Origin of the sequence: Stagnihabitans tardus (genome assembly GCF_009925085.1) — a bacterium.
GTDB classification, from domain to species: Bacteria; Pseudomonadota; Alphaproteobacteria; order Rhodobacterales; family Rhodobacteraceae; genus Stagnihabitans; species Stagnihabitans tardus.
This window is the reverse complement of record NZ_JAABNR010000006.1, coordinates 137,775-155,655: the sequence shown is the minus strand read 5'-3', so window position 1 is coordinate 155,655 and position 17,881 is coordinate 137,775. Positions and strand designations below refer to the sequence as shown.

The 17,881-nt window shown below is 65.7% G+C and carries 15 protein-coding genes and 1 pseudogene; 13 read left to right on the top strand and 3 right to left on the bottom strand.

Annotated elements, in window-relative coordinates; all coding sequences use genetic code 11:
• Positions 1–43: 43 nt before the first annotated feature.
• Positions 44–1,570 carry a histidine ammonia-lyase gene (hutH, locus tag GV832_RS08215; RefSeq protein WP_168774364.1) on the bottom strand — a complete coding sequence of 509 codons (1,527 nt, stop codon included), beginning with the start codon at positions 1,568–1,570 and terminating at the stop codon, positions 44–46.
• Positions 1,563–2,744 carry an imidazolonepropionase gene (gene hutI, locus GV832_RS08210; RefSeq protein WP_168774363.1) on the bottom strand — a complete coding sequence of 394 codons (1,182 nt, stop codon included), beginning with the start codon at positions 2,742–2,744 and terminating at the stop codon, positions 1,563–1,565. Before hutI ends, hutH begins: the two co-directional genes overlap by 8 nt.
• A 67-nt stretch (positions 2,745–2,811) precedes the next feature.
• Between hutI and GV832_RS08205 the strand changes: the two genes are divergently transcribed.
• Both GV832_RS08205 and hutC read left to right on the top strand, forming a co-directional pair.
• Complete coding sequence (locus tag GV832_RS08205) at positions 2,812–4,134, top strand: formimidoylglutamate deiminase (protein WP_168774362.1); 1,323 nt, start codon at positions 2,812–2,814, stop codon at positions 4,132–4,134.
• On the top strand, positions 4,134–4,829 hold the full coding sequence (gene hutC / locus GV832_RS08200; protein WP_168774361.1) for a histidine utilization transcriptional repressor HutC: 696 nt from the start codon (positions 4,134–4,136) through the stop codon (positions 4,827–4,829). The genes GV832_RS08205 and hutC overlap by 1 nt, the downstream gene beginning before the upstream one ends.
• Before the next feature lie 45 nt (positions 4,830–4,874).
• On the opposite strand, the gene GV832_RS08195 is transcribed toward hutC, so the two are convergent.
• Positions 4,875–5,720, bottom strand: coding sequence for a LysR family transcriptional regulator (locus tag GV832_RS08195; protein WP_168774360.1), 846 nt, complete (start codon positions 5,718–5,720; stop codon positions 4,875–4,877).
• Between the two features lie 97 nt (positions 5,721–5,817).
• Between GV832_RS08195 and GV832_RS08190 the strand changes: the two genes are divergently transcribed.
• The 11 genes and pseudogenes from GV832_RS08190 (at position 5,818) to GV832_RS08140 (ending at position 17,875) form a co-directional block, all read left to right on the top strand.
• Positions 5,818–8,256, top strand: coding sequence for a GcvT family protein (locus GV832_RS08190; RefSeq protein WP_168774359.1), 2,439 nt, complete (start codon positions 5,818–5,820; stop codon positions 8,254–8,256).
• A 120-nt stretch (positions 8,257–8,376) separates the two neighbouring features.
• A complete protein-coding gene (locus GV832_RS08185) occupies positions 8,377–10,824 on the top strand; it encodes a GcvT family protein (RefSeq protein ID WP_168774358.1) in 2,448 nt (815 codons plus the stop codon).
• A gap of 64 nt (positions 10,825–10,888) precedes the next feature.
• Entirely contained in the window at positions 10,889–12,451 is a 1,563-nt protein-coding gene (locus GV832_RS08180) for a trimethylamine methyltransferase family protein (protein ID WP_168774357.1), read from the top strand.
• 5 nt (positions 12,452–12,456) lie between these two features.
• Complete coding sequence (locus GV832_RS08175) at positions 12,457–13,356, top strand: NAD(P)-dependent oxidoreductase (protein ID WP_168774356.1); 900 nt, start codon at positions 12,457–12,459, stop codon at positions 13,354–13,356.
• Positions 13,357–13,985: 629 nt separating this feature from the next.
• On the top strand, positions 13,986–14,351 hold the full coding sequence (locus GV832_RS08170; RefSeq protein WP_168774355.1) for an NADH-quinone oxidoreductase subunit A: 366 nt from the start codon (positions 13,986–13,988) through the stop codon (positions 14,349–14,351).
• The gene (locus GV832_RS08165; protein ID WP_168774354.1) at positions 14,342–14,872 is read left to right on the top strand and encodes a NuoB/complex I 20 kDa subunit family protein; all 531 of its coding nucleotides are present in this window, start codon (positions 14,342–14,344) and stop codon (positions 14,870–14,872) included. Before GV832_RS08170 ends, GV832_RS08165 begins: the two co-directional genes overlap by 10 nt.
• Before the next feature lie 3 nt (positions 14,873–14,875).
• Positions 14,876–15,469, top strand: coding sequence for an NADH-quinone oxidoreductase subunit C (locus GV832_RS08160; protein ID WP_168774353.1), 594 nt, complete (start codon positions 14,876–14,878; stop codon positions 15,467–15,469).
• A gap of 1 nt (position 15,470) precedes the next feature.
• Positions 15,471–16,715 carry an NADH-quinone oxidoreductase subunit D gene (locus GV832_RS08155; protein ID WP_168774352.1) on the top strand — a complete coding sequence of 415 codons (1,245 nt, stop codon included), beginning with the start codon at positions 15,471–15,473 and terminating at the stop codon, positions 16,713–16,715.
• Positions 16,715–17,416: pseudogene (gene nuoE, locus GV832_RS08150) on the top strand (NADH-quinone oxidoreductase subunit NuoE); the annotation flags it as partial. The gene GV832_RS08155 and the pseudogene nuoE, both read left to right, overlap by 1 nt.
• 10 nt (positions 17,417–17,426) lie before the next feature.
• A complete protein-coding gene (locus tag GV832_RS08145) occupies positions 17,427–17,660 on the top strand; it encodes a hypothetical protein (protein WP_168774350.1) in 234 nt (77 codons plus the stop codon).
• On the top strand, positions 17,657–17,875 hold the full coding sequence (locus tag GV832_RS08140; RefSeq protein WP_227754306.1) for a DUF5337 family protein: 219 nt from the start codon (positions 17,657–17,659) through the stop codon (positions 17,873–17,875). Before GV832_RS08145 ends, GV832_RS08140 begins: the two co-directional genes overlap by 4 nt.
• Positions 17,876–17,881 lie beyond the last annotated feature (6 nt).

Genomic DNA, 17,881 nt, shown 5'->3' with positions numbered 1-17,881 from the left:
GCACGGGCTGGGGGTTTCACACCCCCAGACCCCCGTGGGATATTTATGAAAAGATGAATTGGATGCCGGTGGCTTCGGTGAGGGCGCCGGTCTCGATCAGGCGCGCGGCCTCTTTCAGGTCGGGGGCCATGTAGCGGTCATCGCCGAGGGGCGGAATGGTCTCGCGCAGCTTTTGGGCGGCGCGTTGCAGGGGGAGGCTGGTTTTCAGCGGCGCGCGGAAGTCGATGCCTTGCGTGGCGGTGATGGCCTCGACGCCCAGGATGACGTTCAGGTTATCCACCATCTGGCCGAGGCGGCGGGCGCCATGGGCGGCCATGGAGACATGGTCCTCCTGATTGGCGGAGGTGGGGGTGCTGTCGATCACCGTCGGATGGGCGAGGTGCTTGTTCTCGCTCATCAGCGCCGCCGTGGTGACCTCGGCGATCATCAGGCCGGAGTTCAGGCCGGGCTTTGGCGTCAGGAAGGCGGGGAGGTCGAAGGAGAGGGTTGGGTCGACCATCAGGGCGACGCGACGCTGCGCGATGGCGCCGATCTCGGAGATCGCCATGGCGATCATATCGGCAGCGAATCCAACGGGTTCCGCGTGGAAGTTGCCACCGGAGACGATCTGGCCATCCGAGAGCACCAGGGGGTTGTCGGTGGCGGCATTGGCCTCGATTTCGAGGGTTCTTGCGGCCAGCGCGATGACATCCATCGCGGCTCCGGTGACCTGGGGTTGGCAGCGGATGCAATAGGGGTCCTGGACGCGGGTATCGCCCTCACGGTGGCTCTCGCGGATTTCGGAGCCGTCAAGGAGGGCGCGCATGATCCGGGCGGCCTCGATCTGGCCGGGTTGGCCGCGCAGCGCGTGGATTTCGGGGTGCAGCGGCGCGGTGGAGCCCATGATCGCGTCGGTCGAGAGGCAGGAGGTGACCAGCGCGTTGCGGGCGGCGTTCTGGGCGCCGAAGAGGCCGGCGAGCGCATAGGCCGTGCTGAACTGCGTGCCGTTGATCAGCGCCAGGCCCTCTTTGGGGCCGAGGGTGATGGGGGAAAGGCCTGCGTCTTGAAGGGCTTGGAGGCCGGATTTGATCTGGCCTTGGTGCTCGGCCTCGGAATGGCCGATCATCACGGCGGTCATATGGGCGAGGGGGGCGAGGTCTCCGCTGGCGCCGACGGAGCCTTGGGCGGGGATCACGGGGGTGACGCCACGCTCCAGCATGGCCTCGAGGAGGGCGACGGTTTGCGGCTGGACGCCGGAAGCGCCTCGGCCGAGGGAGAGGAGCTTCAGGACCATCATCAGGCGGGCGGTCTGGCGGGGCATCGGCGCGCCCACGCCGCAGCAATGCGACAGGATCAGGTTTTTCTGAAGCGTGGCTGTGTCTTCCGGGGCGATCTTCAGGCTGGCGAGCTTGCCGAAGCCGGTGTTCACGCCATAGACGGCGGCGCTGCCCGCCGCGGCCTTGGCGATATGGGCGCAGGCGGCCTCGATGCCGGGGCGGGCGCTGTCGTGCAGCCGCGCGGGGGCCTCGGTCCGCCAGATATGCTCCAGCTGGGCAAGGGAGGTTTGGCCGGGGATCAGGATCTCAGTCATGGTGACCTTCGAAGATGCGGGCCAAGGGGGTCTGGCCGATTTTATATGAGAGTTCAGCGGGATGCGTGGCGTTCCAGAGACACAGATCAGCCTTCGCGCCGACCCGGATGCCGCTGGTCAGGCCAAGGGCGCGGGCGGCGTGGATGGTGGTGCCTTGCAGGGCCTCCAGCGGCGTCATGCGGAAGAGGGTGCAGGCCATGTTCATCGCCAATGTCAGCGAGGTCATCGGCGAGGAGCCGGGATTGCAGTCGCTTGCCACGACCATGGGCACGCCCGCCGCGCGGAGCGCCGCGATGGGGGGGAGTTGCGTCTCGCGCAGGGTGTAAAACGCGCCGGGGAGGATCTGCGCGACCGTGCCCGCCTTGGCCATGGCCGCGATCCCCTCGGGGGAGAGATATTCCAGGTGATCGGCCGAGAGCGCGCCATGGCGGGCGGCCAAGGCGGCGCCTCCGAGGTCGGAGAGCTGCTCGGCATGGAGCTTCACGGGCAGGCCAAGGGCGCGGGCCTCTTGGAAAAGCACTTCCACCTCATGGGGTTGGAAGGCGATCTTCTCGCAAAAGGCATCGACGGCATCCACAAGACCCTCGTCCACGGCCAGACGCAGGGAGGGCACGGCCACCTCCTCGATATAGGCCATGGCGCGGCCCTGGTACTCGGGCGGAATGGCATGGGCGGCGAGATGCGTCGTCACCACGCGCAGGCGGCGGGCGCGCCCGATCTCGCGCGCCACGCGCAGCATCTTCAGCTCGTCCGCCACGGTCAGCCCGTAGCCCGACTTGATCTCCAGCGTCGTGACGCCCCCGGCAATCAGGGCATCGGCCCGGGCAAGCGACTGTTCCAGAAGGCTTTCCTCGGAGGCCGCCCGCGTGGCGCGCACGGTCGAGAGGATGCCACCGCCGGCCCGCGCCACCTCTTCATAGCTCGCCCCGTTCAGCCGCAGTTCGAACTCCGCCGCCCGGTTGCCGCCAAAGACGATATGGCTGTGCGCGTCGACCAGGCCCGGCGTGACAAGGGCGCCGCCCAGGTCCTGCGCCAGGGGGGCGAAGCGCTCGGGCAGGTCGTGCCCCAGCCAGGTGATCACGCCTTGCTCTGCCACCAGCGCCGTCGGGCCAAGCCCATAGCCGCTCTCCATCGTGGCGAGGGTCGCATTGGTCAGGACGAGGGGGCGACTCATTTGACTTGCCTTATGTCTGGGTTATTTCGTATTATGTCTGGACATAATGCGGCGTCAAGGAGGTTCCATGCGGATCGCGGCGAAAGAGGCGCTCTTGCCCGAGGGCTGGGCCAGGGATGTTGTGGTCGAGGTCGAGGGTGGCCGGATCGTCTCGGTGGGTCACGGCACGGGGGCCTCGGTCGATGTGCTGCTTCCGGCGCCGGTGAACCTGCATTCCCATGCCTTTCAACGCGCCATGGCCGGGTTGACGGAGTATCGGACGGCGGGTCAGGACTCTTTCTGGACCTGGCGGAGCCTGATGTATCGCTTCCTGGAGCGTCTGACGCCCGAGGATGTCGAGGTGATCGCGGCCCAGGTCATGGTGGAAATGGCCGAGGCGGGCTATGCTGCGGTGGCGGAGTTTCACTATCTGCATCATGGCCTTGGCGGCCAGACTTACAGCGACCTCTCAGAGATGGCGGGGCGGATTGCGCAGGCCTCGCGCGAGACGGGCCTGGGGCTGACGCTCTTGCCGGTGCTTTATGAACGGGGCGGTTGCGACAACCGCGCGCTTCAAGGCGGCCAGCTGCGGTTCGGCAATGACCTTGACAGCTTCGTGGCGTTGCACGAGGCCTCGGCCCGGCATCTGACGCGGGCAGATGACCGTCTAGGGGCCGCGCCGCATAGCCTTCGCGCGGTGCGGGCGGAGAGCCTCGCTCACCTGCCCAGGGGGCCGGTCCATATCCATGTGGCCGAACAGGTGGCCGAGGTCGAAGAGGTCAGCGCCTTCATGGGCGCGCGGCCGGTGGAATGGGTGCTGGACCATGGCGCGAACCGGGATTGGTGCCTGATCCATGCGACCCAGATGACCCCGCAAGAGACCGAGGGCCTCGCGCGCTCGGGGGCGGTGGCGGGGCTTTGCCCGATCACCGAGGCGAACCTCGGCGACGGGATCTTCGACGGGGCGCGCTATCTCTCCCATGGCGGCGCCTTCGGCATCGGGTCGGACAGCAATATCCGGATCAGCCTGTCGGAGGAGATCCGCATGCTGGAATATTCGCAGCGGCTTGGGGGCAAAGCCCGGGCGGTCTTGGCCGATCAGCGCTCGGTCGGACGGGTGATCTTCGAGGGCATGGTCAAGGGCGGGGCCCAGGCGGCGGGGCGGCAATCCGGCGCGATAAGGGTGGGCGATTGGGCCGACCTGCTGGCGCTGGACGCCTCGGGGCCGGACATGGCGGGGCGGCAGGGGGATCGGCTGCTTGATACCTTTGCCTTTGCGGGGGATGACCGGATGGTCAGCGATCTCTGGTCGGCCGGGCGGCATATCGTGACCGGGGGGCGCCATATCGCGCGGGACGCGGTGCGGGCGCGTTTTGCCGCCGTCATGGCGCGGCTCTCGGAAGCGCTCTGATGGGCTGGGAAGAGATCCGCGCCGAGGTGCTCTCGCGCATCCGGGCCCGGGCCTGGGCGCCCGGCGCGGTGATCCCGGGGGAGGAGGCGCTGGCGGAGGAATTCGGCGTCTCCCGCGCGACGGTGAACCGCGCCTTGACCGAATTGGCCCGCGCCGGGGTCCTGGAGCGCAAGCGCAAGGCGGGGACGCGGGTGGCGGCGCTGCCGGTGCGGCGGGCGACCTTCGACATTCCGGTGATCCGGGCCGAGGTCCAGGGCAGGGGCCAGGCTTACGGCATAAGGCTCTTGCGCGAAGAGATCAGCCGCCCGCCCGTTGCGATTGCCGCGCAACTGGGTTGGCCGATCCTGGGGGGGGAGGCGCAGGGGGCGATGCTGTGTCTCGAGACGCTGCACCTGGCCGATGGGCGGCCCTTTGCCCATGAGCTGCGCTGGCTGAACCCGGGCGTCCTGCCCGATCCGCGCCCGGATTTCGGCGCGGTCAGTGCGAATGAATGGCTGGTGGCGCATGTGCCCTTCGTCACGGGCGACATCGCCTTCTCGGCGGAGGCTGCGGGGGAGGAAGTGGGCCGCGCCATGGGTCTGGACCCCGCGACGCCGGTCCTGGTGACGGAGCGCTGCACCTGGGGGGAGGCGGCGCCGGTGACCTGGGTGCGGCTGACCCATGCGCCGGGCTATCGGGTGAAGACGGTGGTGTAGGGTGGGTGCAACCCACCGCCCGCGCGACGGTGGGTTGCACCCACCCTACGCCAGCGCCCGCCCGACGATCCGTGTCAGGCGCCGGTGCAGCGGCGTGATCCGGTCGCGCAAATGCATGGCGGCATAGATCGGCTGACGCAGCGCCGGGGCATCCTCGACCCGGCGCGCGCGGCCCTGGGTGACGAGCTCTGCCGCTGTCTTTTCAAGCACATAGCCCGCGCCTCCCGAGGCCAGGATCAGCGAGACCACCGAGGCCGACTGGCCCACCGACACCGGCGCCTGGGCCAGGTCCGGGGTAAGCTGGCGGTGCATCTCCTCAAATGCCGGGGAGAAATGGCCGAAGACGAAGGTCTCGGGGCGCAGGCCCTCCATCCGGTCGGTCTCGGTCGAGATCATCGCGTAGCCCACCTCTCCGACAGAATCGAAATGCAGGTCGGGATGGGGTTTGGGCGAGAACATCACGGCGAAATCCAGCGTGCCGTGCAACAGGTCCATGCACATTTGGTTCGAGTAATCGGGCTCGATGTAAAAGGCGGTGTCGGGCGCGGCGCGGCGGAAATCGGCGACCCAGCCGCCGAGGTAAAGCGCCGAAAGGTCGTTCTGGATGCCCACCCGCACCAGATGCGCCGCGCGCTGCGGCACCTGGATGCGCCGCCGCGCCTGGTGCCATTCGTGGCGCAGCATCCTGGCATGGGGCTCGAAGCGGGTGCCCTCGGTGGTCGGTTCAGTGCCCGCCCGGGACCTTGTGAAGAGGCGGGCGCCGAGGGCCGTTTCCAGGGCCGCAAGCCGGGCCGAGACGGTGGACTGCGTCACCGACAGGCGCTCGGCGGTGCGGTGGAAGCTGCGGGTCTCCACCAGGTCGAGGAAGGTCTCGATGAGTTCGATCTGCATTTGAGCCTCTGATCGGATTTTCCGATCAATAGCGGGGTTTCGCCCGAATTGAAAGCCGGGCCGCATCGGGGGATAAAGGGTCAAGCAGGAGGCGCCCATGTCCGATTTCCCAACCCAAGCGCGTGTCGTCATCATCGGAGGCGGCGCGGTCGGCGTCTCGTCCCTGTACCACCTCGCCAAGGCGGGCTGGACGGATTGCCTGCTTCTGGAAAAGAACGAGCTGACGGCTGGCAGCACCTGGCATGCGGCGGGGAATGTGCCGACCTTTTCCTCCTCCTGGTCGATCATGAACATGCAGCGCTACAGCGCGGAACTCTATCGGAAATTGGGCCAGGAGGTCGATTATCCGATGAACTACCATGTCACGGGATCGGTCCGTCTGGGGCATTCCCGGGAACGGTTGATGGAGTTCCAAAAAGTTGTTGGCATGGGGCGCTACCAGGGGATGGACCTGAACATCCTGACCCCCGACGAGATCAAGCGGGTTTATCCCTTCGTCGAGACCCATGACCTGACCGGCGCGCTCCATGACCCCTATGACGGCGACATCGACCCGGCGCAGTTGACCCAGGCGCTGGCCAAGGGTGCCCGCCAGATGGGGGCAAAGATCGAGCGCTTTTGTCCGGTGACCTCCGTCCGTCGCGAGGGCGACGAATGGGTCGTGGTCACCCCCAAGGGCGAAGTGCGCTGCGAAAAGGTGGTGAATGCCGCTGGTTACTATGCCGGCAAGGTGGCCGAGATGTTCGGCCGGAAACTCCCCATGATGGTGATGAGCCATCAATACATGCTCTTCGACACGATCCCGGAATTGGAAAGCTGGAGCAAAGAGGTCGGCCACAAGCTGCCCTTGCTGCGCGACGTGGACAGCTCTTACTACCTCCGCCAAGAGAAGATGGGCTTCAACCTTGGCCCCTATGAGGGCAACTGCAAGGCCCATTGGGTCGAGAAGTCCGACCCTTTCCCGGATGATTTCAGCTTCCAGCTTTTCCCCGACGACCTGGAGCGGCTGGAGTGGCATATCAACGACGCTATGGCGCGGGTGCCCTTGCTGGGGCAGGCGAACCTGACCAAGGTGATCAACGGCCCGATCCCCTATACGCCCGACGGCAATCCGCTGATCGGGCCCATGCCGGGGCTCCCGAACGCCTATGAGGCCTGCGTCTTCACTTTCGGCATCTGCCAGGCGGGCGGCGCGGGCAAGGTCCTGGCCGAATGGGTGACGGAAGGGGCGACCGAATGGGACATGTGGTCCTGCGATCCCCGCCGCTTCACGGGCTTCGAGGACCCGGACTATTGCGTCAAAAAGGGGATGGAGGTCTATGGCCACGAATATGCCATCCACTTCCCCCACCACGCCTGGCCCGAGGGTCGCGGCAAAAAGCTCTCTGCCGTGCATGACCGGACCGAGGCCATGGGCGCCCAGTTCGGCCCCTATAACGGCTGGGAGCGCGCCTTGTGGTATGCCCGCCCCGGCGATGACACCACCGAGGCATCCCAGCGCACCTGGGACCGCGCAGGCCCCTGGTTCGGCGCGGTCAAGGCGGAATGCGAGGCCGTGCGCGATGCCGCCGGGATCCTCGACCTGCCGGGCTTCTCGCGCTTCATGCTGACCGGGGCGGGGGCGGCGGAGTGGCTGTCCGCTCAGATCACCGGCAAGCTGCCCTCGGTTGGCCGCCTGGGGCTCGCCTATTTCGCCGATGACAAGGGGCGGATCGTCACCGAAATGTCGGTGGCGCGGATGGGGGAGGAGCAGTTCCTGCTGATCACCGCCGCGACCGCCCAGTCCCATGACAAGGAATGGCTTCTGCGCCACCTCGCCCCGGGCCTGAGCCTCATGGATGCCACCGAAGCCTGGTCCTGCCAGATCCTCACCGGGCCCAAGTCCCGCGAGATACTCGCCGCCTGTTCGGATGCCGACCTCTCCAAGGGCTGGCTGACCTTCCAGCAGGCGAAGATCGCGGGGGAGGAGGTCTGGCTCTTCCGGGTGAGTTTCGCCGGCGAACTGGGTTGGGAGATCCACACGCCGGTGGGCGTGACGGCAAAGGTCTTCGATGCGGTGATGGCGGCGGGGTCTCCCTTGGGGTTGAAGCCCTTCGGCATGTTCGCGCTGAATTCGCTGCGGGTCGAAAAGGGCTACCGCGCCTGGAAGGGGGACCTGTCGACCGATTACACCGTGCTGCAGGGCGGGCTGGAGCGGTTCGTCGATTGGGGCAAGAGCTTCCGCGGCAAGGCGGCCCTGGAGGCCGAAAAGCAGCGCGGGGTGGCGAAGCGCTTCTGCACGCTCGTCATCGAGGCGGGCGAGCAGGACCCGCCCTATATGGCGACGATCTGGAAGGATGGCGTGATCGTGGGCGAGCTGACGAGCGGTTACTACGGGCACAGGGTCGGGGCCTGTATCGGGCTCGGCATGCTGAAGACGGAGGTCAACCTGCCGGGGACCGAGGTCGAGGTGGAAATATTCGGGGCGCGCTATCCGGCCAAGGTCATGGCCGATCAGCCGCTTTGGGACCCCAAGAACGAGCGCATCCGCGCGTGAGACCGGAGCCGGGGGCTGCCGCCCCCGGACCCCCGCGTTCGGGGGGCTGCCGCCCCCCGAGCCCCCCGCTTCAAGGGGAGCACGCTCCCCTTGAAAATCCCCGTGGATATTTATGAAAAGATGAAAGACGGAACTATGATACCGAACAAGGCGCGGGCGGTTGTGGTGGGGGGCGGGGTGTCCGGCTGCTCGGTGGCCTATCACCTGGCCAAGGCGGGCTGGACGGATGTCGTGCTCTTGGAGCGGCGGCGGTTGACCTCGGGCACGACCTGGCATGCGGCGGGCTTGATCGGGCAGTTGCGGGGCAGCGCGAATATGACGCGGCTGGCGAAGTATTCGGCGGACCTCTATCGCGGGCTCGAGGCCGAGACCGGGGTGGCCACGGGGATGAAGCAGGTGGGCTCGATCTCGGTGGCTTTGACGAAGGAGCGGCATGAGGAATTGCTGCGTCAGGCCACGGTGGCGCGGATTTTCGGGGTGGATGTGGCGGAGATTTCTCCGTCGGAGGTGAAGGCGCGCTATCCGCATCTGGAAGTGGGCGATGTCGTGGGGGCGGTGGCGCTGCCCTTGGATGGGCAGTGTGATCCGGCCAATATCGCCATGGCGCTCGCCAAGGGGGCTCGGATGAAGGGCGCCCAGATTTTCGAGATGACATCGGTGACGCGGATCACCACCGCCGGGGGCAAGGTCACCGGGGTGGACTATGAAGGACCCGAGGGGCCTGGCCATATCGAGGCCGATGTGGTGGTGAACTGCGGCGGCATGTGGGGCAGGGACCTTGCGGCGCAGAACGGGGTGACGCTGCCTCTGCATGCCTGCGAGCATTTCTACCTGGTGACGGAGCCCGTGAAGGGGCTGGGGGACTTGCCGGTCCTGCGGGTGCCGGATGAATGCGCCTATTACAAGTCGGACGCGGGCAAGATGATGCTCGGCGCCTTCGAGCCCAAGGCCAAGCCCTGGGGCATGGGGGGCATCCGGGCCGATTTCGAATTCGATACGCTCCCCGAGGATTGGGACCACTTCATGCCCATCCTCGAGATGGCCACCAAGCGGATGCCCTTGTTTGAAAGCGCGGGCATTCATACGTTTTTCAACGGGCCGGAGTCCTTTACCCCCGATGACCGCTATTACCTGGGGCCCGCGCCCGAGGTGCAGGGCTATTGGATCGCGGCCGGGTATAACTCGATCGGGATCGTCTCTTCGGGCGGCGCGGGCATGGCGCTCGCCCATTGGATCACCGAGGGCGAAGCTCCCTTCGACCTTTGGGAGGTCGATATCCGCCGCGCCCAGCCCTTCCAGAAGAACCGCGCTTACCTCAAGGAGCGGGTTTCGGAGACCCTGGGGCTGCTTTACGCCGACCACTTCCCCTATCGGCAGATGGCGACCTCGCGCGGGGTGCGGCGCTCTCCGATCCATGAACACCTGAAGGCGCGCGGCGCGGTCTTTGGCGAGGTCGCGGGCTGGGAGCGGGCCAATTGGTTCGCCCGTGAGGGGCAGGAGCGGGAATATCGCTATTCCTGGCAGCGGCAGAACTGGTTCGAGAACCAGAAGGCCGAGCATATGGCGGTGCGCGAGAGCGTGGGACTTTTCGATATGACTTCCTTTGGCAAGATCCGGGTTGAGGGTCGCGATGCTTGCCGCTTCATGAACCGGGTCTGCTCGGCCGAGGTCGATGTGGCCCCGGGCAAGATCGTCTATACGATGTTCCTGAACCCGAAGGGCGGGATCGAGGCGGATGTGACGGTCACGCGGCTGTCGGAGACCTCTTACCTGGTGGTTGTGCCGGGGGCGACCTTGCAGAAGGACCTCGCCTGGCTGCGGGGCCATGTCGGGGATGACTTCGCGGTCGTCACCGATGTGACGGCGGGGGAATCGGTGCTTTGCGTCATGGGGCCGAAATCGCGCGAGGTGCTGAGCCGCATCACGCCGAATGACCTTTCCAACGGCGCTTTTCCTTTCGGGACGGCGCAAGAGATCGAGCTTGGCATGGGCCTCGGCCGCGCGCACCGCGTGACCTATGTGGGGGAACTGGGTTGGGAGCTTTATGTCCCCGCCGACCAGACCGCCCATGTCTTTGAGGCCCTGATGGAGGCCGCTCCGGAGGTGAAGCTCTGCGGGCTGCACACGCTGGATTCCTGCCGGATCGAGAAGGCCTATCGCCATTGGGGCCATGACATCACCGATGAGGATCATGTGCTGGAGGCGGGCCTGGGCTTTGCGGTCGGCAAGAAGAAGACCGGGTTCATCGGGCGCGAGGCGGTTCTGCGCAAGCAGGAGTCGGGGCTGAACCGGCGCCTGGTGCAGTTCCGCCTGAAGGACCCCGAGCCGCTGTTGTTCCACAACGAGGCGGTGGTGCGCGATGGCAAGATCGTCGGGCCGGTGACCTCTGGCAACTATGGCCATGCCTTGGGCGGCGCCGTGGGTCTGGGCTATGTGCCCTGCAAGGGTCAGGAGGCGGAGGAGGTCCTTGCGTCCTCCTACCAGATCGAAGTGGCGGGGGTGCGGCATGAGGCGGTGGCGTCGCTGGTGCCGATGTATGACCCCAAATCGGAACGCGTGCGCGGGTGACCAAGCGCCGGGGGCTCTGCCCCCGGACCCCCGGGATATTTGAGCCAGTATGAAAGGCCATGAGATGAGCGATATCGGAGAGGTTTGCGAACCGGCGCGGGCGAGGGCTTCGGGGAGGTCGGGCGGGCGCTCGGCGCGGGTGGCCCTGCGGGCGGCGCCCTTGGCCGATGATGTGCGGCCGATCCGTGGCGGCATGGCGGGGGGGCAGTATCGGCCCCTGACCGAGGCGGGGATGGCGAAGATCCATGAGTCTGCCCTGCAGGCCTTGGAGGTCATCGGGTTTTCCAATGCTCCGGCGTCAGGGGTGGAGATCCTGACGGGCGCCGGGGCGGTCTTGGGCGATGACGGGCGCATCCGCTTTCCGCGGGCGCTCGTCGAGGATATGCTGGCGGTGGCGGCGCGGGATATCACGCTTTATGCGCGGGACCCTCGGCATGACCTGCATCTGTCGGGGACCAATGTGCATTTCGGCACGGCGGGGGCGGCGGTGCATATCGTCGATCCGGTGACGCATGAGTATCGCGATTCCACCGCTCAGGATCTTTATGACGCGGCGCGGCTGGTGGAGCATCTGGACAACATCCATTTCTATCAGCGGACCATGGTTTGCCGCGATGTCATCGACAACCGCGACATGGACCTGAACACGCTTTACGCCTGCCTGGCTGGCACGCGGAAGCATGTGGGGACATCGTTCTTTGACCCCGAAGCGGTGGCGCCTGCCTTCGACATCCTGCACATGGTGGCGGGGGGCGAGGAGAAATGGCTGGAGCGGCCTTTCGTCAGCAATTCCAATTGCTTCGTCGTGCCTCCGATGAAATTCGCCGAAGAGTCCTGCCGGGTGATGGAGGATTGCGTCCGTCGCGGCATGCCGATGCTGCTCCTCAGCGCAGGGCAGGCGGGGGCGACGGCGCCTGCGCCCATCGCCTTGGCCATCGTGCAGGCCATGGCGGAATGCCTGGCGGGCGTCGTCTATGTCAACGCCATCAAGAAGGGTGCGCCCTTCATCTTTGGCACTTGGCCCTTTGTCAGTGACTTGCGGACCGGCGCCATGTCGGGGGGCTCGGCCGAACAGGCGCTTTTGACGGCGGGCTGCGCGCAGATGCACCGGTTCTACAACCTGCCGGGCGGGGCGGCTTCGGGGATCTCGGACAGCAAGCTCCCCGATATGCAGGCCGGTTGGGAGCAGGGGATCACCAATACGCTCGCGGGTCTGGCGGGCTTGAACATGTGCTATGAGGCGGTGGGGATGCATGCCTCGCTTTTGGGCTTCTGTCACGAAAGCCTGATCATGGGCGATGACCTTCTGGGCCAGGCCATGCGCTGCGTGCGGGGCATCGAGGTGACCGAGGACAATACCTCGATCGAGGCGATGAAGCAGGTCTGCCTTGGGGGCCCGGGGCATTACCTGGGAAGTGAACAGACCCTGCAGCTGATGCAGACCGAATATGTCTATCCCAAGGTCGCCAACCGCATGTCTCCGAAAGAGTGGAACGAGGCCGGCAAGCCCGTGCTTCTGGATACGGCCATCCGCCGCAAGAACGAGATCTGGGCCAAGGCGGGCAACGTGATCGACCCAGCCATCGACGCGGCGATCCGCGCCAAATATCCCATGCATTTCAGGTGATCCCCATGCGCTACGGCTATATCGGACTTGGAAACCTCGGCGGCCATCTTGCGGCCAGCCTGATCCGCGCGGGCCACGAGGTCGTGGTCCACGACCGCAACATGGAGCTCTCCAAGCGGTTGGTGGAGATGGGGGCGACCCCGGCCGCCACGCCCGCCGAACTCGCGGGGCAGGTGGATCATGTCTTCACCTGCCTGCCCTCTCCGGCGGTCTCCGAGGCCGTGCTGGCCCAGGTCCTGCCCGCGATGAAGCCCGGGGCGACCTGGGTCGAGAACTCGACCCTCGGCCGCGACGATGTGCTGCGGCTCGCGGGCCTGGCGCGGAGCATGGGCGTGCGGATGCTGGAGGCGCCGGTCACGGGCGGTGTCCACCTGGCGGCACGGGGCGAGATCACGGTCCTGGTCGGCGGAGACCGGGATTTGTATGACCTGCACGAGGCGGCCCTGAAGGCCATCGGCAACCGGATCTTCCACATGGGGCCCTTGGGCTCGGCCGCGGTGATCAAGGTCATCACCAATATGCTGGCCTTCATCCACCTTGTGGCGGACGGAGAGGCGCTGATGCTGGCCAAGCAGGGCGGCCTCGACCTCAAGACTGCTTGGGAGGCGATTGCGGCTTCCTCGGGGACCTCTTTCGTCCATGAGACGGAAGGTCAGCTGATCCTGAACGGGTCCTATGACATCGCCTTCACCATGGACCTGGCCTTGAAGGACCTGGGCTTCGCCATGGGCTTTGGCCGCGAATTCGGCGTGCCCCTGGACCTGGCCTCGATGACCAACCAGACCTTCCTGAAGGGCAAGGCGGTCTATGGCGGGGCGGCGCAATCGACGCAGATCGTCAAGCTGTTGGAGGATGCTTTGGGGGTCGACCTGCGCGCCCCGGGCTTCCCGGCGCGGCTGGAGTAACCCCGCCCTTGAGAGGGCCCCGGGGTCACGATCCCGGGCCATGCGGGTTTCGCAGGGCGACCCTGGCTGCACCGCGTCCCCAGCCGGGCACACCGCTGCCCCTAATCCCCGCCGTCCCGGGCTTGACCCGGGACCTCGACCCGCAAGAGCCCCCCGAGTCGCGTGGGGCCGCAGGATTGGAGCATGGCAGGCTTGCCCCCAAAGCATCGAGGTCCCGGGTCAAGCCCGGGACGGCGGGGGAGAGAAGACCTGCGCCGCGCGCAAGTCCAAAGCGTCAAGGTCCCGGGTCAAGCCCGGGACGGCGGGGGAGAGAAGACCTGCGGCTGCCTCAAGCCGAACGCCTCTTTCCTTTCACACTGGCGCAAATATCCTCGGGGGGAGCGCCTGAAAGGCGCCGGGGGGCAGACAGCCCCCCGACCCGCGCTCCGTTAGCGCCAACAGCACCTGCATTCCCGATAAAAACACTCAAGAAAAACACCAGCGCCTTCAACCCTTTGGCAACCGCAAAATCTTTGCCCCCGGGGTCAAATTAACCTCCCCTTGGTTGACCCCGCCCCACCACGGCGCTAAACCCAAGCCCAATGCTGCGGGCGCGCCATGCCCGTTCAATCCGGTTGAAGGAGCCCTTCGTGGATACGCTCTCAAGCGACTACCTCCCCATTCTCGTGCTTTTGGCCGTGGCTGTCGGCCTTGGGATCATCCTGATCCTGGCCGCCGCCGTCCTCGCGGTGCGCAATCCCGACCCGGAAAAGGTCTCGGCCTATGAATGCGGCTTCAACGCCTTCGACGATGCGCGGATGAAGTTCGACGTGCGCTTCTACCTCGTCTCGATCCTGTTCATCATCTTCGACCTGGAAGTGGCCTTCCTCTTCCCCTGGGCCGTGGCTTTTGCCGATATCTCGATGCTGGGCTTCTGGTCGATGATGGTCTTCCTGGCCGTGCTGACCGTGGGCTTCGCCTATGAATGGAAGAAGGGGGCCTTGGAATGGGCGTGATGACCGGAAACGCTGCGGGGGTGGACCGCGAGGTTGCCACCCAGGCCCTGAATGCCGAGCTGCAGGACAAGGGCTTTCTGCTCACCTCGACCGAGGATGTGATCAACTGGGCGCGCAACGGCTCCTTGATGTGGATGACCTTTGGTCTCGCCTGCTGCGCGGTCGAGATGATCCATGTCTCCATGCCGCGCTATGACCTCGAGCGTTTCGGCACCGCGCCCCGCGCGAGCCCACGCCAGTCCGACCTGATGATCGTGGCGGGCACGCTGACCAACAAGATGGCGCCGGCCTTGCGCAAGGTCTATGACCAGATGCCCGAGCCGCGCTACGTGATCTCGATGGGTTCCTGCGCGAATGGCGGCGGCTATTACCACTATTCCTACTCGGTGGTCCGTGGCTGCGACCGCATCGTCCCGGTGGATATCTATATCCCGGGCTGCCCGCCCACGGCCGAGGCACTGCTTTACGGCATCCTGCAATTGCAGCGGAAGATCCGCCGCACCGGCACCCTGGTGAGGTAACCCATGGAAAAGCTGCAAAATCTCTCGGCCCACCTGGTCGAAAAACTGGGCGAGAAAGTCTGCCCGGAAATCGCCTTCGGTGAGCTGACCGTGGTCGTCACCCTGGCCGATCTTCTGCCGGTGCTGTCTTTCCTCAAGGCCGACCAGGCCTGCCGGTTCAACAGTCTCGTCGACATCACCGCCGTTGATCACCCCGAGCGGCCCGCGCGCTTCGAGGTCGTCTACCACCTCCTCTCGATGTACACCAACGCGCGCATCCGCGTTAAGGCTTCCGTGGCCGAGACCGACATGGTCCCCTCGGCCATCGGCATCCACCCCTCCGCCAACTGGATGGAGCGGGAGACCTTCGACATGTTCGGGATCCTCTTCTCGGGCCACCCCGACCTGCGCCGCATCCTGACCGACTATGGCTTCCGCGGCCATCCCTTGCGCAAGGACTTCCCGACCACCGGCTATACCGAGGTTCGCTACGACGAGGCGCTGAAGCGCGTTGTCTACGAGCCGGTCAAGCTGGTGCAGGAATACCGGCAGTTCGATTTCATGTCGCCGTGGGAGGGTGCCGAATACATCCTTCCGGGCGATGAAAAGAAGGCTTGAGATGATGGACGGCGATATCCGCGTGAATGCCTATGACGATGGCACGACCGACCGCGAGACGGGCGAGCAGCGCATCCGCAACTTCAACCTGAACTTCGGCCCGCAACACCCTGCGGCGCATGGCGTTCTTCGCCTGGTGCTGGAGCTTGACGGCGAGATCGTCGAGCGTTGCGACCCGCATATCGGTCTCTTGCATCGCGGGACCGAGAAGCTGATGGAGAGCCGGACTTACCTGCAGAACCTGCCCTATTTCGACCGCCTCGACTATGTGGCGCCGATGAACCAGGAACATGCCTGGTGCCTGGCCATCGAGAAGCTGGCGGGCATCCAGATCCCCCGCCGCGCCAGCCTCATTCGGGTGCTCTTCTGCGAGATCGGGCGGATCCTGAACCACATCCTGAACACCACGACCCAGGCCATGGACGTGGGCGCGCTGACCCCTCCTTTGTGGGGCTTTGAAGAGCGTGAAAAGCTGATGGAGTTCTATGAGCGCGCCTGTGGCGCCCGTCTCCACGCCGCCTATTTCCGCCCCGGTGGCGTCCACCAGGACCTGCCCAAGGGCATGCTGGACGATATCGACGCCTGGGCCGCGCAGTTCCAGAAGACTTTGGACAACCTGCATGGGCTCTTGACCGAGAACCGCATCTTCAAGATGCGCAATGCCGATATCGGGATCATCTCCGAGCAGGACATCCAGGATTGGGGTTTCTCGGGCGTCATGGCGCGGGGTTCGGGCCTGGCCTGGGACCTGCGCCGCGCGCAGCCCTATGAATGCTATGACGAATTCGACTTCAAGGTGGCCGTGGGCAAGAACGGCGACTGCTATGACCGCTATCTCGTCCGCATGGCCGAGATGGAGGAATCGGTGAAGATCATCACCCAGGCCACCGCCAAGCTGCGCGAGCCTGCCGCCCAGACCGACGTGCTCGCACGCGGCAAGGTCTCGCCGCCGAAGCGCGCCGAGATGAAGACCTCGATGGAAAGCCTGATCCACCACTTCAAACTTTACACCGAAGGCTTCCACGTCCCCGCTGGTGAGGTCTATGCCGCCGTCGAGGCGCCCAAGGGCGAGTTCGGCGTCTATCTCGTGGCTGATGGCACCAACAAGCCCTGGCGCTCCAAGATCCGCGCCCCGGGCTTCATGCACCTGCAAGCGCTGGACTTCATGTGCAAGGGCCACCAACTGGCCGACGTCGCCGCCATCATCGGCACCATGGATATCGTGTTCGGAGAGGTCGACCGCTGATGCTGCGCCGCCTGCATAAAGACCAACCCGCCTCTTTCGCCTTCACCGAGAAGAATCTCGAATGGGCCAAGGGGCAGATTTCGAAATATCCCGAGGGTCGTCAGGCTTCGGCGATCATCCCGCTTCTGTGGCGGGCGCAAGAGCAAGAGGGTTGGCTGACCCGTCCCGCCATCGAATATGTGGCCCAGATGCTCGGCATGGCCTATATCCGCGCGCTGGAAGTGGCGACCTTCTACTTCATGTTCCAACTGCAACCGGTTGGAACCGTGGCCCATATCCAGGTCTGCGGCACGACCTCCTGCATGATCTGCGGCGCCGAAGAACTCATCGCGGTCTGCAAGGAGCTGATTGCGCCCTCTGCCCACCAGGTCTCGGCCGATGGCAAGTTCTCCTGGGAAGAGGTCGAGTGCATGGGGGCTTGCTCCAATGCGCCCATGGCCCAGATCGGCAAGGACTATTACGAGGACCTGACGGCCGACAAGCTGCGCGACCTCATCGCCCGCTTCGGCAAGGGCGAGGTTCCGGTCCCCGGTCCGCAGAATGGCCGCTATGCCTCGGAGCCCTTGGGGGGGCTGACCTCGCTGAAGGATTTCGAAAGCGGCAAGACGCAATACAACGGCTCGGCCCAGATTGCGGTCGATGTCGGCGATACGGTCAAGCGGATCGACGGGACGGAAGTTCCGATCACCACTCCTTGGGTGCAGGCGTAACATGGATCATCACGATCATATCGAGAGCGACGGCCCTTTCCCCGGCGGCTGGCTTTGGGCCCTGGTGGCGGCTGTTGTCACGGCGGCCCTGGCGCGCTGGTTCGGCGCGCCGATCACCGGATCGGTGGTTCTGGCGCTTGGCGTCTTCGTCGTTTTCTCCGTGCTCCTGGCACAGTTCTGGGAGGCGCCTGCCTCCGGGGATCACGACCACGATCACGGGCACGGGCACCATTGAGCGCGGATGATCTCCGCGCGCGGATGGCCAAGCGCATCGGTGTCGCCCTGGTGGCGACGATGGGGCTCTGGCTGATCGTGCAGGAGATCGGGGCGCAATATGGCTGGCCGCCGAAATATGCCTTGCTGGCGGATCTCGCCGCTTTGGCCGCGTTCTTCTGGACGTTGGTCGCAACTTACCGGCTCTGGCGTCTGGGCCAGACAAACAGGCCCTGACGGCCG

What these genes read in the sequence shown, in the direction of transcription:
- GV832_RS08205 (WP_168774362.1), top strand. Translation starts at nt 2,812, where the DNA reads ATGCGGATCGCGGCGAAAGAGGCGCTCTTGCCCGAGGGCTGGGCCAGG.
- GV832_RS08180 (WP_168774357.1), top strand. Translation starts at nt 10,889, where the DNA reads ATGAGCGATATCGGAGAGGTTTGCGAACCGGCGCGGGCGAGGGCTTCG.
- GV832_RS08155 (WP_168774352.1), top strand. Translation starts at nt 15,471, where the DNA reads ATGATGGACGGCGATATCCGCGTGAATGCCTATGACGATGGCACGACC.
- GV832_RS08160 (WP_168774353.1), top strand. Translation starts at nt 14,876, where the DNA reads ATGGAAAAGCTGCAAAATCTCTCGGCCCACCTGGTCGAAAAACTGGGC.
- hutH (WP_168774364.1), bottom strand. Translation starts at nt 1,570, where the DNA reads ATGACTGAGATCCTGATCCCCGGCCAAACCTCCCTTGCCCAGCTGGAG.
- hutC (WP_168774361.1), top strand. Translation starts at nt 4,134, where the DNA reads ATGGGCTGGGAAGAGATCCGCGCCGAGGTGCTCTCGCGCATCCGGGCC.
- GV832_RS08175 (WP_168774356.1), top strand. Translation starts at nt 12,457, where the DNA reads ATGCGCTACGGCTATATCGGACTTGGAAACCTCGGCGGCCATCTTGCG.
- GV832_RS08165 (WP_168774354.1), top strand. Translation starts at nt 14,342, where the DNA reads ATGGGCGTGATGACCGGAAACGCTGCGGGGGTGGACCGCGAGGTTGCC.
- hutI (WP_168774363.1), bottom strand. Translation starts at nt 2,744, where the DNA reads ATGAGTCGCCCCCTCGTCCTGACCAATGCGACCCTCGCCACGATGGAG.
- GV832_RS08145 (WP_168774350.1), top strand. Translation starts at nt 17,427, where the DNA reads ATGGATCATCACGATCATATCGAGAGCGACGGCCCTTTCCCCGGCGGC.
- GV832_RS08190 (WP_168774359.1), top strand. Translation starts at nt 5,818, where the DNA reads ATGTCCGATTTCCCAACCCAAGCGCGTGTCGTCATCATCGGAGGCGGC.
- GV832_RS08195 (WP_168774360.1), bottom strand. Translation starts at nt 5,720, where the DNA reads ATGCAGATCGAACTCATCGAGACCTTCCTCGACCTGGTGGAGACCCGC.
- GV832_RS08185 (WP_168774358.1), top strand. Translation starts at nt 8,377, where the DNA reads ATGAAAGACGGAACTATGATACCGAACAAGGCGCGGGCGGTTGTGGTG.